Annotated in this window: 18 protein-coding genes; 3 read left to right on the top strand and 15 right to left on the bottom strand. The window is 68.6% G+C overall.

Translation table 11 applies throughout. From position 1 onward, the window contains the following. The first annotated feature begins 82 nt into the window (after positions 1 to 82). Positions 83 to 1,525, top strand: coding sequence for a GGDEF domain-containing protein (locus IAE60_RS05560; protein WP_187574173.1), 1,443 nt, complete (start codon positions 83 to 85; stop codon positions 1,523 to 1,525). A gap of 21 nt (positions 1,526 to 1,546) precedes the next feature. Here IAE60_RS05560 and IAE60_RS05555 read toward each other — a convergent pair whose 3' ends face one another. Continuing rightward, positions 1,547 to 2,332 carry a helix-turn-helix transcriptional regulator gene (locus IAE60_RS05555; RefSeq protein ID WP_187574172.1) on the bottom strand — a complete coding sequence of 262 codons (786 nt, stop codon included), beginning with the start codon at positions 2,330 to 2,332 and terminating at the stop codon, positions 1,547 to 1,549. 110 nt (positions 2,333 to 2,442) lie between these two features. Here IAE60_RS05555 and IAE60_RS05550 point away from each other — a divergent pair, with 110 nt between their 5' ends. Then, a complete protein-coding gene (locus IAE60_RS05550) occupies positions 2,443 to 2,853 on the top strand; it encodes a hypothetical protein (RefSeq protein ID WP_187574171.1) in 411 nt (136 codons plus the stop codon). Between the two features lie 32 nt (positions 2,854 to 2,885). Here the strand turns inward: IAE60_RS05550 and IAE60_RS05545 are convergent, their stop codons facing one another. The 6 genes from IAE60_RS05545 to IAE60_RS05520 all read right to left on the bottom strand — a co-directional run bounded on the left by IAE60_RS05545 (position 2,886) and on the right by IAE60_RS05520 (position 11,054). After that, positions 2,886 to 3,608, bottom strand: a complete 723-nt coding sequence (locus IAE60_RS05545) for a hypothetical protein (RefSeq protein ID WP_425504464.1) — start codon at positions 3,606 to 3,608, stop codon at positions 2,886 to 2,888. An 8-nt stretch (positions 3,609 to 3,616) separates the two neighbouring features. Next, positions 3,617 to 4,594 (bottom strand): alpha/beta fold hydrolase, encoded by a 978-nt coding sequence (locus IAE60_RS05540; protein ID WP_187574169.1) that lies wholly within the window; start codon positions 4,592 to 4,594, stop codon positions 3,617 to 3,619. A gap of 3 nt (positions 4,595 to 4,597) precedes the next feature. Beyond that, positions 4,598 to 6,511 carry a M1 family metallopeptidase gene (locus IAE60_RS05535; protein WP_187574168.1) on the bottom strand — a complete coding sequence of 638 codons (1,914 nt, stop codon included), beginning with the start codon at positions 6,509 to 6,511 and terminating at the stop codon, positions 4,598 to 4,600. Between the two features lie 189 nt (positions 6,512 to 6,700). After that, positions 6,701 to 7,462, bottom strand: a complete 762-nt coding sequence (gene ubiE, locus IAE60_RS05530) for a bifunctional demethylmenaquinone methyltransferase/2-methoxy-6-polyprenyl-1,4-benzoquinol methylase UbiE (protein WP_185895036.1) — start codon at positions 7,460 to 7,462, stop codon at positions 6,701 to 6,703. 64 nt (positions 7,463 to 7,526) lie between these two features. Further along, positions 7,527 to 9,167, bottom strand: a complete 1,641-nt coding sequence (locus IAE60_RS05525; protein ID WP_187574167.1) for a metallopeptidase domain-containing protein — start codon at positions 9,165 to 9,167, stop codon at positions 7,527 to 7,529. A gap of 267 nt (positions 9,168 to 9,434) precedes the next feature. Continuing rightward, positions 9,435 to 11,054 carry a metallopeptidase domain-containing protein gene (locus IAE60_RS05520; protein ID WP_187574166.1) on the bottom strand — a complete coding sequence of 540 codons (1,620 nt, stop codon included), beginning with the start codon at positions 11,052 to 11,054 and terminating at the stop codon, positions 9,435 to 9,437. A gap of 146 nt (positions 11,055 to 11,200) precedes the next feature. Here IAE60_RS05520 and IAE60_RS05515 point away from each other — a divergent pair, with 146 nt between their 5' ends. After that, entirely contained in the window at positions 11,201 to 11,647 is a 447-nt protein-coding gene (locus IAE60_RS05515) for a nucleoside deaminase (protein ID WP_187574165.1), read from the top strand. Positions 11,648 to 11,663: 16 nt separating this feature from the next. Here IAE60_RS05515 and IAE60_RS05510 read toward each other — a convergent pair whose 3' ends face one another. The 8 genes from IAE60_RS05510 to IAE60_RS05475 all read right to left on the bottom strand — a co-directional run bounded on the left by IAE60_RS05510 (position 11,664) and on the right by IAE60_RS05475 (position 17,557). Beyond that, positions 11,664 to 12,005: a zinc ribbon domain-containing protein YjdM gene (locus tag IAE60_RS05510; protein ID WP_187574164.1), complete on the bottom strand. Its 342-nt coding sequence runs from the start codon at positions 12,003 to 12,005 to the stop codon at positions 11,664 to 11,666. A 104-nt stretch (positions 12,006 to 12,109) separates the two neighbouring features. Further along, positions 12,110 to 13,498 (bottom strand): ATP-dependent protease ATPase subunit HslU, encoded by a 1,389-nt coding sequence (gene hslU / locus IAE60_RS05505; RefSeq protein ID WP_187574163.1) that lies wholly within the window; start codon positions 13,496 to 13,498, stop codon positions 12,110 to 12,112. A gap of 97 nt (positions 13,499 to 13,595) precedes the next feature. Then, entirely contained in the window at positions 13,596 to 14,147 is a 552-nt protein-coding gene (hslV, locus tag IAE60_RS05500) for an ATP-dependent protease subunit HslV (RefSeq protein WP_162108025.1), read from the bottom strand. 185 nt (positions 14,148 to 14,332) lie between these two features. Beyond that, positions 14,333 to 15,211, bottom strand: coding sequence for a tyrosine recombinase XerC (xerC, locus tag IAE60_RS05495; RefSeq protein ID WP_187574682.1), 879 nt, complete (start codon positions 15,209 to 15,211; stop codon positions 14,333 to 14,335). A gap of 134 nt (positions 15,212 to 15,345) precedes the next feature. Further along, positions 15,346 to 16,020 (bottom strand): DUF484 family protein, encoded by a 675-nt coding sequence (locus tag IAE60_RS05490; RefSeq protein ID WP_187574162.1) that lies wholly within the window; start codon positions 16,018 to 16,020, stop codon positions 15,346 to 15,348. After that, a complete protein-coding gene (gene dapF / locus IAE60_RS05485) occupies positions 16,017 to 16,880 on the bottom strand; it encodes a diaminopimelate epimerase (protein WP_244966669.1) in 864 nt (287 codons plus the stop codon). The genes IAE60_RS05490 and dapF overlap by 4 nt, the downstream gene beginning before the upstream one ends. Beyond that, positions 16,873 to 17,082, bottom strand: a complete 210-nt coding sequence (lptM, locus tag IAE60_RS05480; RefSeq protein WP_185895027.1) for an LPS translocon maturation chaperone LptM — start codon at positions 17,080 to 17,082, stop codon at positions 16,873 to 16,875. The genes dapF and lptM overlap by 8 nt, the downstream gene beginning before the upstream one ends. A gap of 40 nt (positions 17,083 to 17,122) precedes the next feature. Beyond that, the gene (locus IAE60_RS05475; protein WP_244966708.1) at positions 17,123 to 17,557 is read right to left on the bottom strand and encodes a YbaN family protein; all 435 of its coding nucleotides are present in this window, start codon (positions 17,555 to 17,557) and stop codon (positions 17,123 to 17,125) included. Between the last annotated feature and the right edge of the window lie 114 nt (positions 17,558 to 17,671).

Raw genomic sequence — 17,671 nt, 5'->3', positions numbered from 1 at the left:
CGCTCGGCTTTGTGACGTAAGGTAACTCCGGGGGATCGGCCCGGAGGCCTGCCCCGCGCAGTCGGCAACAGGCAGGGGCAACATGGTCGCGCAGCATCCGCACTCCACTCCGCAGGACTTCCGCGCGTCCACGCTCGCGACCGCACGCCAACTCCTCCTGCAGGCGCTGCTCGTGGCGGGCGTGGTCCTCCTCGCCAGCGGCCTGGGCATCCTGACCCGCCCCGAATCCCAGCTGGCCACGTTCTGGCCCACCAATGCCCTGCTGCTGGGCCTGCTCGCACGCCGCCCCGCGCTGGCCTCGCCGGCCGGCTGGGCCGCGGCCGCGCTGGGCTACGTCGCCGCCGACCTGCTGACGGGCACTTCGCTGCCCACCACGCTGCGGCTGACCGCTGCCAACCTGGCCGGCGTGCTGGCCGGTTATCTGGTATTCCGGCACCTGCGCGAGGAAGACCGCCGCCTGCTGCACCCGCTGTCGATGCTGTGGGTCCTGGCGGCGTCGGCCGCTGCGGCGGTCTGCGCCAGCCTGGTCGGCAGCCTGACCTCGCATGCGTTGATGCGGATGGGGTTCCTGACCGCCAGCGGCTTCTGGTTCTCCGCCGAACTGGTCAGCTATGTCGCCTTGCTGCCCGTGATCTTGCTGGCGCCATCGCCAGCCGGCGCTTGGCGTGACGTTCGCGCCGGGCTCGCGCGTGCCCGGAAACGTCCACGCGTGCTCATGCCGCTCACCGCGCTTGCACTGGCCCTCGTGTTGGGGGTGGCGGTCGGCGGCCCGGGCGCCATCGCCTTCCCGGTGCCGGCACTGTTGTGGTGCGCGCTCGCCTACCGCCTGTTCACCACCGCGCTCGTCACCGCGTTGCTGTGCATGTGGACGCTGATCGCCATCGCCGCCGGATGGATCGACCTGCAGCTGCAGGACGCCAGCGTGCAGCCCGTCATCTCGCTGCGCATGGGGATGGCGCTGCTGGCGGTGGCGCCGCTTACCGTGGCCAGCGTGAACGCGGCGCGCAACCGGTTGCTGGCCACCCTGAACCATGCCGCCGACCACGACCCACTGACTGGCGTGCTCAACCGCAGCGCGTTCCTGCGGCGCGGCCTGGAGCTGGCGGAACACATGCAGCGGACCGGCGGCACGGTGGCGGCGATGATGCTGGACATCGACCACTTCAAATCGGTCAACGACCGCCACAGCCACGCCGCGGGCGACGCGGTGCTGACGACGTTCGCCAGCCGGATGCGCGATCACCTGCGCGAGGACGGCCTGTTCGGGCGATTCGGCGGCGAAGAGTTCGCCGTGCTGCTCACGGGCGTGGACGCCGCGGCCGCCCTCGTCGTCGCGGAACGACTGCGCCTGCTGGCCAGCGAGCTCATTCCTCTCGAGGATGGCCGCCTGCTGGACATCACCGTCAGCGTCGGGGTGGCGTCGGCGCCCGCACGGATGACCGGGCTGGAACAGTTGCTCAGCCAGGCCGATGTCGCGCTGTACCGCGCGAAGGCGATGGGGCGGAACCGGGTGGTCGGCGCATGAGCTGACCGGCGCCGCGTGCGCTCAGGCCTGCGCCATCGCATGCAGCAGGGCCGCGGTGCCCGGATCGCCCGGAAAGAAGGACTCGATCGCGAGTTCGGCCAGGGTCACGTCGTTGGGTGTTCCGAACACGGTCGTCGTGCCGAGGAACGACAGCACCTGGCCATCGGGACCGCGCAGCTGCAGGGGCACGATGATCGCCTCCGCCGCGCCGGGGTCCTCGGCCTCGCCACCGGGATACGCCGCCAGTTCTTTCCGCAAGTCGTCCAGCACGGGGTCCTGGGTTGCCTCGTGCTGATGCTGCAGACGCTCGAGGATGTGCGCGCGCCACTGCGGCAGGTTGGCGATGCGCGAGGACAGGCCATCCGGATGCAGGCTCGCACGCAGGACATTCGGGACGGGCGCGAGCAGCGCTTCCGGCAGGCCTGCCATCAACCGCTGCGCGGCGGCGTTGGCCGTCACCAGGTTCCAGTGCCGGTCGATCGCCAGCGCCGGGTACGGCTCATGCGCCGCCAGGAGGCGCTCGATGGCCTCGCGCGCGACCTGGAGTGCCTGCTCGTCCCAGCGGTGCTCGCGGTACATCGGCGCGAAACCCGCGGACACCAGCATGCGGTTGCGCTCGCGCAGCGGCATGTCCAGCACGGCTCCCAGCCGCATCAGCAGCGCGCGGCTGGGTAGCGAACGATGGGTTTCCAGGAAGCTCACGTGCCGCGTTGAGACGCCCGCCGCATCGGCCAGGTCGAGTTGCGTCAGGCGGCGGCGCTGGCGCCAGTCGCGCAGCAGGTGGCCAAAGGGCGTGGCGGGGTCCATGCAGCGACCTTAGCACCCGCCCTTCGCTGCCCGCTTTACCCATCGGGTAATCGACGGTGTGCGGACGCATGCAGACCATGATGCCCACCCTGACGACATGAGGCACCACCATGAATCCGCATCCTGCACCCGCCACCCGCCTGCGCACGCTCATCCGCTGGGATGTCGCCATGACCCTGCCCGTCGGCCTTGGGATGGCCCTGCTGGCGGCACCGCTGGCCGCCGTCACCGGCGTGCCCGAGATGCTGCTGCGCAGCGTCGGCCTGGCGTTGCTGCCCTATGTGGCGTGGCTGCTCTGGCTGGCACGCCGGCCAGCCGTCCCGCGAGGCACGGCATGGACGATGGTGGCGATCAATGCGCTCTACGCGATCGAATGCATGCTGTTGCCGCTGCTGGGCTGGATCGCCCCGAATGCCCTGGGATGGGCCTTCCTGCTGGTGCAGGCGGTGGTGGTGGGCAGCTTCGCCCTGCTCGGCACACGCGTCCTGCGCGCGCCGGTGCAGCGTGCCGCCATGCGCTGATCCCGACGCGTCGCACCCTCACCGTGGCCGGGTCACCACCCGGCCATCTGCTTGCCATCCAACCCACCCGTCTCGAATACGGCCTTGCGCATGCTGCCGTCCTTCACCGGGAACTCGATCTCCAGGACCTTGGTCTCGCGCGCCAGGCGCCAGAGCGCCTTGTGGTCGTCGATGAACATCGCGGTGGCCTCGTCGGTGTCCGGCCGGTTGGCCGACATCCGCTTCGGCGTACCGCCATCGGCGATCACGGTCACCTGGCAGCGGCGGTAGCACGCCTTCGCGAAGTCGCTGGCCTGCAGCACCAGATAGCTGCTGCGCTTCCACTTGGGATGGTCGCGGAACACCAGTTGCACCGGCTTGGCGCCGGTGCCGTCCACGTCCACGGGGTCCTTGCTGAGGATCGCGGCCGAGCGCTGCGTGCCGCCGTCGGCGGAAACCTGGGCATAGTCCCACAGCGATTCCATCCGGCGCTGCTCGCGCGCCGCCTCGGCCTTGGCCTTGACCTCCTGCAACCCTGGCCCGATGCGTCGGGCGGCGGCACTGTCCGGGTACTGGTCGAGCAGGGCGACGCCGTGGATGCGCGCCATGTCCCAGTCGTTGGAGGCCAGCGCGCTGTCGTACTTCTTCGCCACTTCGTCGGCCTGCTGCTCGATGGCGGCGGCCTGGGCGGCGGCCTGCGCCGCGCGCTCGGCCTCGCGGTCGCCACAGGCGGCGACCGCCGCGGCGCAGGCGAAGGCCAGCAGAAGGGGCTTGATCGTGTGCTTCATCGGGATGTGCCTCGCTGGATCAACAGGGCGACCGCGGCCGCCACGTCGTCGGGTTTTTCCATGATGGACATGTGGCCGCATCCATCCAGTGAAACCTGGATCGCCTGCGGCATCTGCCGGGCGTACAGCGCCATCGCGCTGGGATCGATCACGCGGTCCTGCCGGCACCACAGCAGCAGTGCCGGCTGCCGGATCGCGGCGGCCATCTCGCCGGGCAGGAAGCGCTCCCCGCCGCGACCGATACGGTCCAGCACGCGCTGCTCGAACGGCGCCTGCGCGATGCGCCAGTCGATCACCGCCCGCGAGGCGGGCCAGGGGATGGCGGGCTGCACGCTGCGGTCGTGGAAGACGGTATCCAGATACCGCTGCAGCGAAGCCGCGTCGTCCACCGCGAAAGGATTCTCACCGGCCAGCACGTCGATGCCGAAACGGTTGTCGCGGAAGCGCACGCCGGCCGCATCGATCAGGCCTACGCGCGCCACCACATGCGGATGCCGCGCCGCCGCGACCGCGGCGATGCCGCCTCCCATCGAATGGCCCAGCAGGACGATGGGGCTGCCCTCGCGGCGGACGCGCTGCAGGAACTGCGCCAGGCGGTCGGCCTGTGCGCTGAAGCCGTAGTCGGCGCCCTCGATGCGCTGGCTTTCGCCCCAGCCCGGCAGGTCGGGGATCACCAGCCGGTAGTGCCCCCCCAGCCGCTCGGCCAGCGGGTACCAGTTCTCCTTGCTGCCGGTGAAGCCGTGCACCATCACCACGGTAGGCGCCGCGGGATCGGCGGCCTCGCGCTCGTCGTAGACCCACCGGTGGTCTCCGACCACCAGGCGTTGCTCCCACAGCCCGATCCACCACCCCTGCAGCGCCATGCCGGCGCGCACCGGCGCCATGGGCTCGCGCCAGATCCACGCGGCGATCGCGCAGACAAGAACGGCCGCCACCAGGGCGACCGTCCTTGCGCGGGTCAGGCGGACCACCATGCCTTACTGGCCCGCCGACGCCTTGGCCAGCACGGCCTCGACCGAACCGGTCGTGATCGGGTGGTAACCGGGCTTGGCGCGGGCGAAGGTTTCCTGCGCGAAGGCCAGGCCGTCCGGCGTCTTCACCAGTTCCTCGTAGATCGGCATGATCAGCTTGCGACGGCCGACGCGCTCGATGAACTTCGCGATCTCCGGCCGCGCGTCCACGTAACCGCTGCGGATCGTCAGCGGATACCAGCGCATGGCGATCTCGCCATTGGCGGTGCCGGTGAAGTGGTAGGCGTCATCCAGCTGCTTGACCTGTTCGACGGTCAGCTTGTCGCCCATGCCTTCGATGAAATGCACCCACTGCTGGGTGATCCAGGCATCGGTCAGCTGCGGGTTGGGCAGCTGGCCGCTGCCCTGCCAGGCGATGCGCGCGGTGTCGGTGTTGGAGAAGCCGCGCGACTGCACCTGCGGCGCGCCAGCGGGAATACCCGGCGCGTAGATCCATTCCTGGATCTCCGCGTCGCTGACCAGGTTGGGGTGCTTGTCGAACAGGTGCTTCTTGGCGTACGCCAGGAACTGCTCGGTGGTGATGCTCTGGAAGGCGAAGTGGTCGAAGTAGCCGCGCAGGAAGGCGTCGAACTCCTGACGGCCGAAGCGTTCCTCCAGCATCTGCAGGAACCAGGCGCCCTTGTCGTACGACACGGCGCTGAGCGCGTCGTCGGCATCCAGCTTCGTGCCCGGCTTCACCGCCAGCGCCTGGGTGGCCTCCGGCATGGTGGCGATTTCCTTCTTCAGCGCGTTGCGCGCGATCGCGTACTCCATGCTGGACTGTTCCTTGCCATACAGGGATTCGACGATGCGGTTCTCCACGTAGCTGGTGAAGCCCTCGTTGAGCCAGCCGTGCTTGGCGCTGGAGAAGGTCACCAGGTTGCCCGACCAGCTATGCGCCAGCTCGTGCGCGATCAGCGAGACCAGCGTCTTGTCGCCGACGATCACGGTGGGCGTGATGAAGCTCAGGCGCGGGTTCTCCATGCCGCCGTAGGGGAACGACGGCGGCAGCACCAGCATGTCGTAGCGGTCCCAGCGGTAGGGGCCGTACAGCTGCTCGGTGGTGGCGATCATCTTCTCGGTGTCTTCGAACTCCTTCGTCGCCTTGTCGACCATCGCCGGCTCGGCCCACACGCCGCTGCGCGCGGAGATCGGCTTGAACACCAGGTCGCCGGCGGCGATCGCCATCAGGTACGACGGGATCTTCTGCGGCATCTTGAAGCTGTAGTCGCCGTCGCGCGCGGCCGCCGGATCGTTGTCGGCGCTCATCAGCACCATCACGTCCGGGCGCGAGGTCACGTGCGCGGTGTAGGTGTAGCGCACCTGCGGCGTGTCCTGCAGCGGCACCCAGCTGCGCGCGTGGATCTGCTGCGACTGGCTGAACATGAAGGGCAGCTGCTTGCCTTCGGTCATCTCCGGCGTCAGCCACTGCAGGCCCGAGGCCTCCGGCGAACTCGTGTAGGTGACGCGGACCTTGGCGTTGCGGGCCGGCGTCTCGATGGTCAGCTTGCTGCCCAGCACCGGGTCCTTGGCGGCCAGCGCGTACTGCAGCGGCGACCAGGCGCCATCGGCCTCGCCTTCCACCTTGGAGATGGTCAGGTCGCGCGTGTCCAGCACCAGCTGGGTGGCGGCCTTGTCCTTCCAGTCCAGGGTGTAGGTCGCGGTGCCGCCGATGGTCTTGGCGTCGAAATCGACCGCGATGTCCAGCGCCAGGTCGGCAATGGCGACTTTCTGCGGCTCGGCGTAGGAATGCTCGTCGTGGTCGGCGACCTGGGCGACGGCGGGTTTCTTGGGCGCGGCCACGGGGGTGGACTCGGGTTCCTTGGAGCACCCGGCCGCCAGCACGGCGGCGCAGGACAACAGCAAAGCCAGTGAACGCATCAGGGGACTTCCAGCGATCGGGGGAAGTCCCTAGTTTACCGCGCCGGGCTGGGGCTGCCTTGCCGGCGGCCGTCCGGCGCCCATTCCGTGGCACCTTGTAGGAGCGGGCCATGCCCGCGATGCTCTCACGCGGGGTGATGGAAAGCATCGCGCCCATGGGGCGCTCCTACAGGGCGCTGGGCGCCCTTTTCAGACCTTGTAGCCGGTGTGGATGGCCACGATGCCCGCGGACAGGTTGCGGAAACCGGTCCGGGCGAAGCCGGCGGCATCCATCATCCCCTGCAGTTCGGCCTGCGGCGGGTGCTTGCGGATGCTTTCGGCCAGGTACTGGTAGCTGCCGGCGTCCTGGGCGAACAGCTGGCCCAGCTTCGGCAGCACCTTGAACGAATGGAAGTCGTAGACCGGCTTGAACCAGTCCACGGTCACTTCCGAGAACTCCAGCACGCGGGCCTGCCCGCCGACCTTCAGCACGCGGTGCATTTCGCGCAGCGCGGCGTCCTTGTCGGTGACGTTGCGCAGGCCGAAGGCGATGGTGACCAGGTCGAAGCTGGCGTCCGGGAACGGCAGCGCTTCGGCGTTGCACTGCACGTATTCCAGCCCCTGCACCAGCCCGCGGTCGGTCATGCGGTCGCGGCCTACCGACAGCATGCCGGCGTTGATGTCGCCCAGCACGATCTGCCCGGCATCGCCCACGCGGTCCTTCAACAGCGCGGCGATGTCGCCGGTGCCGCCGGCCAGGTCGAGCACGCGGTCGCCGCGCTTCACCTGACAGGTGCCCACGAAATAGCGCTTCCAGACCCGATGGATGCCCAGGCTCATCAGGTCGTTCATCAGGTCGTACTTGCCGGCCACCGACGTGAAGACCTCGCCGACCAGCTTCTGCTTGTCCTTGGCGGCGACGTCGCGGAAGCCGAAATGGGTGGTGCCGCGTTCGTAGGGGGATTCGCTCATGGCCGGATTATCGCACTCCCGGCGCCCCGGTCGCATGCCGGAGCCGAACGCGTCAGGCTGGCGGTCAGCGCTCCATCAACGCGCACAGTGCACGGACACGCAGGATCTCGGGCAGCACGCGGCAGCCCGTCCTTGCCGTCGCCTGCGGTGCCGTCCGCGGCGCCGGCACGCGCGGCGCCGGTGCGGAGGACGAGGAAGCCGCGACCGTGACCGTGCGCTCCAGGATCGGGGCCGGCGAACTCATCGAGCGCGGGCGCGGCCCCACGCGCACCACGAAGCCATTCGCGGTGGCGGATACCACTTCCACCCAGTGCCGCTCGTCAGGGGTGTTCCAGCGTCCGCCCACCTTCAACATCGAGCCCTCGTTGTTGGAAACGTTGGCGGCCGGGACATCCCGGTCGATGCTGTAGGCGATGCCGTAATCCTCCAGCTTGTGGATGATCACCGCGTCGCCGGCGAGCTTCGACTCGTAGGGTCCCGTGCGTCGCCGTGCCTCCAGCGTGTAGATGACGGTCTTGTAGGGATCGGCCTGCGCCGGCATCGCCAACACCGCCAGCTGCACCTGCGTGCTGCCCACCAGGCTGCCGGCATCGAGGACGAATTCCTGCGTTTCGCGGTTGTCTGCCGCGATCACGCGCTTGCGCGCGGCAGGCAGCCAACCCAGGCGTTCGCGCTGGTACATGTTGATGTGCTTGGGCAGCGTGCCAAGGACCGTGTCGCTGGCGGCGTTGCGCCAGGCGTCGCTCATCACGTCCCAGGGATTGTCGTAGGTGTCGCCGTCGCCATCGCTGTTGTTGGAATGCGGCAGCCCGTAGCCGTGCCCCATCTCGTGGGCGAGCGGCGCCAGGTTGATGAACGACCACGGCGGGCTCCATGTCGCCCGCGTGCAGGTATAGACGCCGTCGAGCGTGGCGCAGGCGCCGCCGCCCCAGGCATTGCCATCCAGTTCGCCATTGAACATCAGGTTGACGCCCTGGATGCCGCTGAAGTCGACCTCGGCTTCGGCCGCGGCCGCGCAGTCGGCGAAGAGCGTCGACAGCTGCGCCTTCTCCTTGCCGTTGACCGTGGCCATGTACGCGGCACGCGGCTGCGGCAGTGTGTACCAGCCATGGGCGGAGCTTCCGGCCAGATTGACCTGGCCGTAGGACACCTCCGACCAGTAGTGCCCCAGTTGGCCGGGTGCATTCCCGTACTGCGCCTGGAAGTACTCGCGCGGCTTCTGCTCGGTCGCGATATCGGCGAACTTGCACATCAGGGTGATCCAGCGCGTGGCACCTAGCACCGGCGCCGACGCCATCACGCGTCCGTCCGCACCGGCGGCCAATGCGCGCTGCGGCAGCCGATCGGTGGGCACGATGGCCTGGATGACCTGCGTGGGCTGCGATGCGGCCATCACCCTGGAGGACGACGCCACGTTGGCCTGCGCGCCGTAGGAGACCGCCACGCGCCGGTTCGCCAGTGCATACAGGTCGCCAGCGGCACGCCGTGCCTGGTTCACGTCCAGCGCGATGCGCCGGCCCGGCCCGATCTCAAGCCAAGCATCGAGCTGCGGCGCCTTCTGCACACGCCCCGGCAGCGCGCGCGGGGGATCCGCCCACTGCAGCTGCAGCACGCCCTGGACCACGGTCTCCGCCTGCGAAGACAGGACCGGGACGACGCATGCCAGAACGAACAGACAACCGACAAAGAACGTCCGGACGTCCATGCGCCACGCACCGAAAGTTCGTTGCTCGAACACGCAAGACCCCACTCAAGGGGGCGGGTCGAGATGACGCCGCCATGCCCGTCGTGTCGGCCGGCACGCACGGGTCTTGAGCGGATTCGGGCGTCAAATGCCACGTTCGCGTTGCGGATGTTCCGAACTGCGATGCAGGTCAGGATTCGTAGCCGATCTTGTCATGTCCCGTGTAGGCACATGACCCGCGCACGGGATCGGGTCCGCCCCGTACGCCGTCAGGAAAATCCCTACGCGTCAGCGCTCGCGCATGGCGCACTGCGGCGATGTTGCGCCACGCACGCCACCGCATCGCTCCGGCGGCTTGCGCCCCCTCACGGGGATCGCCGGCGTCGATCGTGTGGGCGACGACGACGACGCAGACACCTGCGCGGGCCGCACCAGGGGTGGCAGCGGGCTGCTCATCGCGCGTGGGGGTCCGACGGTCACCACGAATCCTGTCGCCGTCTGCGCCTTCACGCTAACCGCGTGCGAGCCTTCCGGAGTGACCCAGCGCTCGCCCACCTTGAACATCGAACCCTCGTTGTTGGCGCGATTGGCAGGCGGCACGTCCGCATCGATGCTGTAAGCCGTACCCGATGCCTGGACCTTGTGGACGATCACCGCATCGCCGGCCAGCGCGCCTTCGTAGGGGCCTTCCCGCTTGCGTGCTTCCAGCGTGTACACCACGGTGGCATAGGGGTCGGCCTGCGGCGAGAGCGACAGCACCAGCATCTGCACATTGCCGGATCCGGCCAAGTGCGCGTAGTCGAGTGCGATGTCGCGCGTGGCCAGGTCGCCCAGCACGATGACCTGCTGGCGCGCGCCGTCCACCCAGCTGAGCCGGTGCCGCTGGAACACGTTGATGTGCTTGGGCCGGGTACCGTAAGTACTGTCGGATACGGCGTTGTACCAGCCATCGCTCATCACGTCCCAGGGATTGTCGTAGGTGTCGCTGTCGCCGTCGGAATTGTCCGAATGCGGCAAGCCGTAGCCGTGCCCCATCTCGTGCGCGAGCGGCGCCAGGTTGCTGAAGGACCACGGTGGATTCCAGGTCGCACGCGTGCAGAAGTTGCTCCGCCCCTCCAGTGGCGCGCACATGCCGCCACCCCATGCGTACCCGTCCAGGTCGCCATTGAACATCATGTTCACGCCCTGCACGCTGTTGAAGTCGACCGTGGCATCGGCCGCGGCGCCACAGTCGGCGAACAGTTTCTTCAGGTCGGCCTTATCCTCCCCGTTCTCCTCGGTGACGTAATGGCTGCGCGGTTGCGGCAGGGTGAACCAGCCATGGGCGCTGCTGCCGGCCAGGTTGATCTTGTTGTAGGACACCTCGCGCCAGTAGTGGCCCAACTGGCCGACGCCCTCGCCATACTGCGACTGGAAGAACGCCTGGGTCTTCTGTTCGGTCCCGATGTCGCTGAACTTGCACATCAGCGTGACCCAGCGGGTGACGCCGTTCACCGGCGCGGCCGCCGCCACGCGTGCACTGGCTGCCGTGACCGGCGCGGATTGGGCGGTCCGGTCCGCGGGCACGATGGCCTCGATCGTCGGTGCCGACGACGCGGTCTTGCCTGGGGCCCCGAAGGCGATCGCCACGCGACGGTTGGCCAACACGTACAGATCGCCCGCGGCCTTGCGCGCCTGCGCAGGATCGAGCGCGATCCGGCTGCCGTCGTCCTTCACCAGACGGGCGTTGAAACGGGACTTCGACTTCGCCTGACCTGGCGCCGCCGGGGCCGGGTCGCCCCACTCCAGCTGGAGCAGCCCCTGCTCGATGGTCTGGGCATGTGTGGAAGCGGTGCCGGCAATGCCCAGCACGAGCGTGGCGACGATCGCCCTCGCTCGACCCGTCGTCGTGCTTGTCTTCATGTCCATGGTCCCCTGGCTCCCTGACGTAGCGACGCAGTCCACGGCCCCTGGATGCCAGAGGGTCCCTGTCCGTGCTGCGAGTAGCGTCACAGTAGGCGATGTGTGAAGCTGGATTCCTAGAGACGCGTCACGCTCCCTCGCCCGAGAAGCCCATGATCGACTACCGTGCCCTGCTCGACACCGCCATTGCCGAGGCCCGCCAGGGACTGGCCGAAGGCGGCATTCCCATCGGCGCCGCGCTCTACCACAACGACGGACGCCTGCTCGGCTGCGGCCACAATCGCCGCGTGCAGGAAGGCGATCCGTCCGTGCACGGCGAAACCGATGCCTTCCGCAAGGCCGGCCGGCAACGTCGTTACCGCGACACGATCATGGTCACCACGCTGGCGCCCTGCTGGTACTGCAGCGGGCTGGTGCGCCAGTTCAACATCGGGACCGTGGTGGTGGGGGAATCGGTGAACTTCCAGGGCGGACTGGACTGGCTGCGCGAATCCGGCGTCAACGTGATCGACCTGCAGAGCCAGGAATGCATCACGATGCTCGGCGACTACATCCGCGCCAATCCCGAGGTGTGGAACGAGGACATCGGCGAGGACTGAGCCCCGGCCTCGCGGATCAGGCCTTGCGCACGAACTCCGACTTCAACCCCATCGCGCCGATGCCGTCGATCTTGCAGTCGATGTCGTGGTCGCCGTCGACCAGGCGGATGTTGCGGACCTTGGTACCGACCTTGACCACCAGCGACGAGCCCTTAATCTTCAGATCCTTGATGACGGTGACGCTGTCGCCGTCCTGCAGCACGTTGCCGTTGGCGTCCTTGACCACGCGCGGACCCTCATCGGCGACGACGGGCGCCTGGACCGACCACTCGTGCCCGCATTCCGGGCAGACCAGCTGCGCGCCGTCCTCGTAGGTGTACTCGGACTGGCATTGCGGGCAGGGCGGCAGCGTGCTCATGAACAGGGCTCGGGCAGAACGGGAACGGGCCGTCATTGTAACCGGCAGCCCAAAGTCCCCATGCCCCATGAAGGAAGAACCCGCCTCGCGGCGGGTTCGTCACCTCAGAGGATGTAGCGGCTGAGATCCGGATCCTGCACCAGTTCACCCAGGTGCGCATCGACGTAGGCGCGGTCGATGGTGACGCTCTGGCCGTCGCGGTCGGGCGCCTCGTAACTCAGCGTATCCAGCAGGCGCTCCAGCACCGTATGCAGCCGGCGCGCACCGATGTTCTCCTGCCGCTCGTTGACCAGCGCGGCGATCTCGGCCAGGCGATCCACGGCATCGTCGGCGAACCGCAGCGCCACGCCTTCGGTCTTCATCAACTCCACGTACTGCCGGGTCAATGCGGCCTTGGGCTCGGTGAGGATGCGGATGAAGTCCTCCTTGCTCAGCGCGGACAGCTCCACGCGGATCGGGAAGCGGCCCTGCAGTTCGGGGATCAGGTCGCTGGGCTTGGCCAGGTGGAACGCGCCGGACGCGATGAACAGGATATGGTCGGTCTTCACCGTGCCGTACTTGGTCGACACGTTGCTGCCTTCCACCAGCGGCAGCAGGTCGCGCTGCACGCCCTCGCGGCTGACGTCGGCACCGCTCATGTTGCCGCTGCGCTTGGCGACCTTGTCGATCTCGTCGATGAAGACGATGCCATGCTGCTCGCAGGCCTCGATGGCGGCGGCGCGGATGTCGTCCTCGTTGACCAACTTCGCGGCCTCTTCCTCGATCAGCTGCGGGCGCGCGGCCTTGATGGTCACCGTGCGCTTGTGCGTCTTCTGCCCGCCCAGGCTGGAGAACATCTGCCGCAGCTGCTGGCCCATCTCCTCCATGCCGGGCGGCGTCATGATGTCCACGCCGACGTTGGCCGACAGCTCCAGTTCGATCTCGCGTCCGTCCAGCTCCCCGCTGCGCAGCTGGCGGCGCAGCTTCTGGCGCGTTTCCGACTCCTTCGACGACGGCTCGGCCCCGATGTCGACGGTGGTCGTGCCGGCGCCGAAACCGAAGCCGTTGCCGCCCGCGCCTTCGCGCCGCGGCAGCAGCGCATCCAGGATGCGTTCCTCGGCGCGCTCCTCCGCCTGGGTGCGCATGCGCGCCTTGGCCTGCTCGCGGTACATCTTGACGGCGGTGTCGGCCAGGTCGCGGACGATCTGCTCGACATCCTTGCCCACATAGCCGACTTCGGTGAAGCGCGTGGCCTCGACTTTCACGAACGGCGCGTTGGCCAGCGTGGCCAGGCGGCGCGCGATCTCGGTCTTGCCCACACCGGTCGGACCGATCAGCAGGATGTTCTTCGGCATCACTTCGTTGCGCAGGCCGTCGTCGAGCTGCATGCGGCGCCAACGGTTGCGCAGCGCAATGGCGACCGCCCGCTTGGCGGCCTGCTGGCCGACGATGTGGCGGTCCAGTTCCTGCACGATCTCGCGCGGGGTCATGGTGGAAGATCCGGGATTCGTCATAAGAGATTCGGGATTCGTAAGAGCGGATTCAGGGAAGCTGGGAGGTTTCGGCTTGGCGTTCGCTTTGCGGATCACGAGTCGCCAGTCACGGCTCCTCTCACAGCTCTTCGACCACCACGTTGCGATTGGTGTAGATGCAGATGTCGCCGGCGATGTTCAGCGACTCGACGGCGATGGATTTCGCGTCCAGTTCGGTATGCGCGAGCAATGCGCGTGCAGCGGACAAGGCATAGGAACCGCCGGAACCGATGGCGATGATGCCGTCCTCCGGCTCGATCACGTCGCCGGTACCGCTGATGATCAGCGAGGTTTCCCGGTCGGCGACGGCGAGCAGCGCCTCGAGCTTGCCCAGGCGACGCTCGGTGCGCCAGTCCTTGGCCAGTTCCACGGCGGCGCGCGTCAGCTGGCCGTGCTTCTCCAGCTTGGCTTCGAACAGTTCGAACAGGGTGAACGCATCGGCCGCCGCGCCGGCGAAGCCGGCCAGCACCTGGCCGTCGCGACCGAGCCGGCGCACCTTGCGCGCATTGCCCTTCATGACCGTGTGGCCCAGCGTCACCTGGCCATCGCCCGCGACGGCGACGCGGCCGTTGCGGCGCACGGACAGGATGGTGGTGGCGTGGAAAACGTGGGGGTTCTGGCTGGGGTCCATGGAGGCCTCCGGGGTGTTCCCCCAGAGGTGGGGACGCCGCTCCTCGGTTCAAGCATGACCTTTGGGAGGACGCCCTGAACACCGGCCGTAGGCTGGGATGCAGCGCAGCGGAATCCCAGCAACCCCGGGATATCGACCGCCATGCGCTGGGATTGCGCGTTGCTTCATCCCAGCCTACGGCTTGCCTATTTCTTTCGCTTCGCCCGAGGGTGCGCCGCGTCGTAGACCTTGGCCAGGTGCTGGAAATCCAGGTGTGTGTATATCTGGGTGGTGGCGATGTCGGCGTGGCCCAGCAGTTCCTGCACGCCGCGCAGGTCGCCCGAGGATTCGAGGATGTGGCTGGCGAAACTGTGCCGCAGCATGTGCGGATGGACGTGCTTGAACAGACCCTGCCGCTGCGCCAGCTGCTTGATGCGGATCTGCACCGCCCGTTGCGAGATCGGACCGTCAGCGCGCCCTGGAAACACGAAGCCGTCGTTGCCGGCGGGGCGTTCCTGATGCCATTCGGCCAGCGCGTTGCGTGCATGCGAGCCGACCGGCACCTTGCGCTCCTTGCTGCCCTTGCCCAGTACCGTGACCAGGCCGCCGGCCATGTCCAGGTCGCGCCAGCGCAGCGCGCACAGCTCGCTCAGGCGCAGGCCGGAGGAGTAGAACAGCTCCAGCAGCGCGCGATCGCGCTTGCCGAGCGGCGCGTCGGTGGGCACTTCCACCAGCCGGACGGCCTCGTCGGCATCCAGCACTTGAGGCAGCTTGCGCGGGGCCTTCGGCGCACGCAGCGCAACCGCGGGACTGGCCGCGATGCGGCCATGCTTCAGGAGCCACTGGTAGAAACTGCGACAGGCCGACAGGCGGCGCTGCAGGCTCTTGGGCGACAGCCCGCGACGATGCTCGGCGGCGACGAAGCCGCGCAACGCTTCGGCCTGCACATCCGCCAGCTCGGTGATGCCCTGCGCCTGCGCCCACTCCGTCAGCGCGGCAAGATCGCGGCGGTAGGCATCCAGCGTGTGCGCGGAGACACGGCGCTCCACGTCGAGATACGCCAGGAAGTCGGTGACGGACAAGATCCTCCCCTCCCCGTCATTCCGGCGAACGCCGGAATCCGGGCGGCCTGGGCGTTTGCCTCAGGCCGCCCGTCAGGACAAGAGCGCGATGGATTCCGGCATTCGCCCGAATAACGGCACGAGACGCGCGCCTCGCCTCAACCATCGAACCGCTTCAACGCCGTCGCCAGCGTCTCGCCCATCATGCGCAGGAACAGCGTGCCGATGCCCGGATAGAAGCGGTTGCCGTCGCGACTGCCCACGGCCACCAAACCGATGCCGGGCAACGGCAGCAGCGCCGACGAGGCGACCTCATCCGCGCGCGCGCCGTACAGCAGCACGTGTTTCTCGGGCTGCAGGCGGCCGCAGATCGGCTCGCCGTCGCGCAGGCAGTCGCGGAACGGGGCCATGTGCGGATTGTCCGCCGGCACCACCTGCAGCCAGTCGTTCTCTTCCAGGCCGGCGATCGGTTCCAGCAGGACGATGCTGACGCGGTCGCCGTTGAAATCCTCGGCCAGCGAGGCCGCCATCGCGCGCACCGTATCCGCGGCACTGCCCTGCTTCATCAGGGTGAGCGCCAGCTGGTGCGTGCGCACCGCCAGGCGTTCGTTCTCCTGCGCATTGGCGAACAGGTCGCCCAGCCGCTTGGACAGTTCACGGTTCTTGTCGCGCAGCACCTCGAGCTGGTAGCTGGCCAGCGAGGCCGTGGGGCCTTCGTCGCGCGGCACCACCAGGCTCAGGGCCAGGTCGGGGAACTGCTTCAGGAACGTCGGGTGCCGTCGCAGCCAGGCCGCGACTTCGTGGGCGCCCAGCTTCTCTTGCGTATCGCTCATGCTTTCCATTCCCCTTCGAATACGAATGCCGCCGGCCCGGACATGATGACCGGCGCGTCGTCGGACGGCCAGCGGATGCGCAGTTCGCCGCCCGGCAGCGCGATGGCCACGTCGCGGTCCACCCGGCCGCGCCGCATCAGCACGGCGGCGGCCGCGCACGCGCCACTGCCGCAGGCCAGCGTCTCGCCCACGCCGCGCTCGTAGACGCGCAGGCGCACGCGGTCGGGCGCGACCACTTCGGCGAAGCCGACATTGACCGACTCCGGGAAGTGCGGCGACCGCTGCAGCAGTGGCCCGTAATGCAGCACGGGCGCAGCGTCGACGGACGGCACTTCGATCACGGCATGCGGGTTGCCCATCGATACGGCACCGAACCGCAGCCTGACGCCCTCGTCCACGTCGGCGTCGTACTCCGCGCGCGGCGCGTCGAATCCCCGCATCGGGATGCGGGCCGGCGTGAACTCCGGCACGCCCATGGCGATGGCATAGCGATCCTCACCCAGACGTTCCACCGCGTGCGTCGCCAGCGGACTGTCCACGTCGAACGTGCTGCCCCTCGCCGCACCGTCCCGCACCAGCCACGCCGCCACGCAGCGCGCGCCGTTGCCGCACTGTTGCGAGGGCGAACCATCCGAGTTCCAGATGCGGTAGGCCGCCACCGCCGCGGCGCTGCGCGGCGCTTCGATGGTCAGGATCTGGTCGCAGCCCACGCCCCGGTGGCGATCCGCCAGCGCCGCGGCCAGCGCGGCATCCGGTGGCGGCAGGCCGTCGCGCAGGTCCAGCACGACGAAATCGTTGCCGGCCCCATGCATCTTGGTGAAACGCATCGCCGTGGCCCGCGGGTACGGGGACTCAGCCATTCCCGTCGGTGGCAGGCACCGTGGCGGGATCGATCGGCGGTTCGGCCGGCACGGCGTCGGCCGCGGGTGGCACGGCATCGGCGGGCGTCACGGGCGCCTCTTCGACCGGCTTCTCCGGCATGAACAGCGGGCCCTTGGCACCGCAGGCGGACAGGGCCGCCATCAGGGCGGCGGCAAGGAAAAGACGGGCGTTCCGGTTCATGCCGAGAGTATAGCCACAGCCCGATGAACGCGGCGGCCGCTCAGTCGCTGCGTGGCGGCTCCGGACGCATCCACAGCCAGGCCCCCACCACGGCCATGCAGGCCATCGGCAAGGCGACCATCCACCAGCGGTGCGAGCCGGTCCACCGCATCAGCGCGAGCAGGATCACGGCACTGAAGAGCATCGTCCACGTGGCCGCCCACTTGGCGCGCCGCGACACCGCGCGGTGCAGATGCCAGTCGTGGATCATCGGGCCGAAGCGCGGATGCGTGACCAGGTGACGGTGCAGGCGCTCCGAACCGCGCGACGCGGCGTATGCCGCGACCAGGATGAACACGGTGGTCGGCAGCCCGGGGACGAACACGCCGACGATGCCCACCCCCAGGCTGGCGTAGGCCAGCAGCCACCAGGCCCAGCGGAAGCGGGCTGGCCTCGGCTCGGGAAGTTCGCGCGGTGGCGGCGACGGATCGTGCACGGCGACCTTGTACCCCAAATCGACAGCCGATGGCGCGAACAGCCGATGCCCGACGCGGATCACCGCACCCCACCCTGCCATGCCGCGCCTCCGCCGACGAACTCGTCCCCACCG

The sequence above is a fragment of the Pseudoxanthomonas mexicana genome (genome assembly GCF_014397415.1).
GTDB lineage: Bacteria > Pseudomonadota > Gammaproteobacteria > Xanthomonadales > Xanthomonadaceae > Pseudoxanthomonas_A > Pseudoxanthomonas_A mexicana.
This window is presented reverse-complemented; position numbering and strand designations above follow the sequence as displayed.

What these genes read in the sequence shown, in the direction of transcription:
- IAE60_RS05490 (WP_187574162.1), bottom strand. Translation starts at nt 16,020, where the DNA reads ATGAGCGATACGCAAGAGAAGCTGGGCGCCCACGAAGTCGCGGCCTGG.
- IAE60_RS05540 (WP_187574169.1), bottom strand. Translation starts at nt 4,594, where the DNA reads ATGGTGGTCCGCCTGACCCGCGCAAGGACGGTCGCCCTGGTGGCGGCC.
- hslU (WP_187574163.1), bottom strand. Translation starts at nt 13,498, where the DNA reads ATGACGAATCCCGGATCTTCCACCATGACCCCGCGCGAGATCGTGCAG.
- IAE60_RS05535 (WP_187574168.1), bottom strand. Translation starts at nt 6,511, where the DNA reads ATGCGTTCACTGGCTTTGCTGTTGTCCTGCGCCGCCGTGCTGGCGGCC.
- IAE60_RS05525 (WP_187574167.1), bottom strand. Translation starts at nt 9,167, where the DNA reads ATGGACGTCCGGACGTTCTTTGTCGGTTGTCTGTTCGTTCTGGCATGC.
- IAE60_RS05550 (WP_187574171.1), top strand. Translation starts at nt 2,443, where the DNA reads ATGAATCCGCATCCTGCACCCGCCACCCGCCTGCGCACGCTCATCCGC.
- hslV (WP_162108025.1), bottom strand. Translation starts at nt 14,147, where the DNA reads ATGGACCCCAGCCAGAACCCCCACGTTTTCCACGCCACCACCATCCTG.
- ubiE (WP_185895036.1), bottom strand. Translation starts at nt 7,462, where the DNA reads ATGAGCGAATCCCCCTACGAACGCGGCACCACCCATTTCGGCTTCCGC.
- lptM (WP_185895027.1), bottom strand. Translation starts at nt 17,082, where the DNA reads ATGAACCGGAACGCCCGTCTTTTCCTTGCCGCCGCCCTGATGGCGGCC.
- IAE60_RS05555 (WP_187574172.1), bottom strand. Translation starts at nt 2,332, where the DNA reads ATGGACCCCGCCACGCCCTTTGGCCACCTGCTGCGCGACTGGCGCCAG.
- IAE60_RS05560 (WP_187574173.1), top strand. Translation starts at nt 83, where the DNA reads ATGGTCGCGCAGCATCCGCACTCCACTCCGCAGGACTTCCGCGCGTCC.
- dapF (WP_244966669.1), bottom strand. Translation starts at nt 16,880, where the DNA reads ATGGCTGAGTCCCCGTACCCGCGGGCCACGGCGATGCGTTTCACCAAG.
- IAE60_RS05515 (WP_187574165.1), top strand. Translation starts at nt 11,201, where the DNA reads ATGATCGACTACCGTGCCCTGCTCGACACCGCCATTGCCGAGGCCCGC.
- IAE60_RS05510 (WP_187574164.1), bottom strand. Translation starts at nt 12,005, where the DNA reads ATGAGCACGCTGCCGCCCTGCCCGCAATGCCAGTCCGAGTACACCTAC.
- IAE60_RS05520 (WP_187574166.1), bottom strand. Translation starts at nt 11,054, where the DNA reads ATGGACATGAAGACAAGCACGACGACGGGTCGAGCGAGGGCGATCGTC.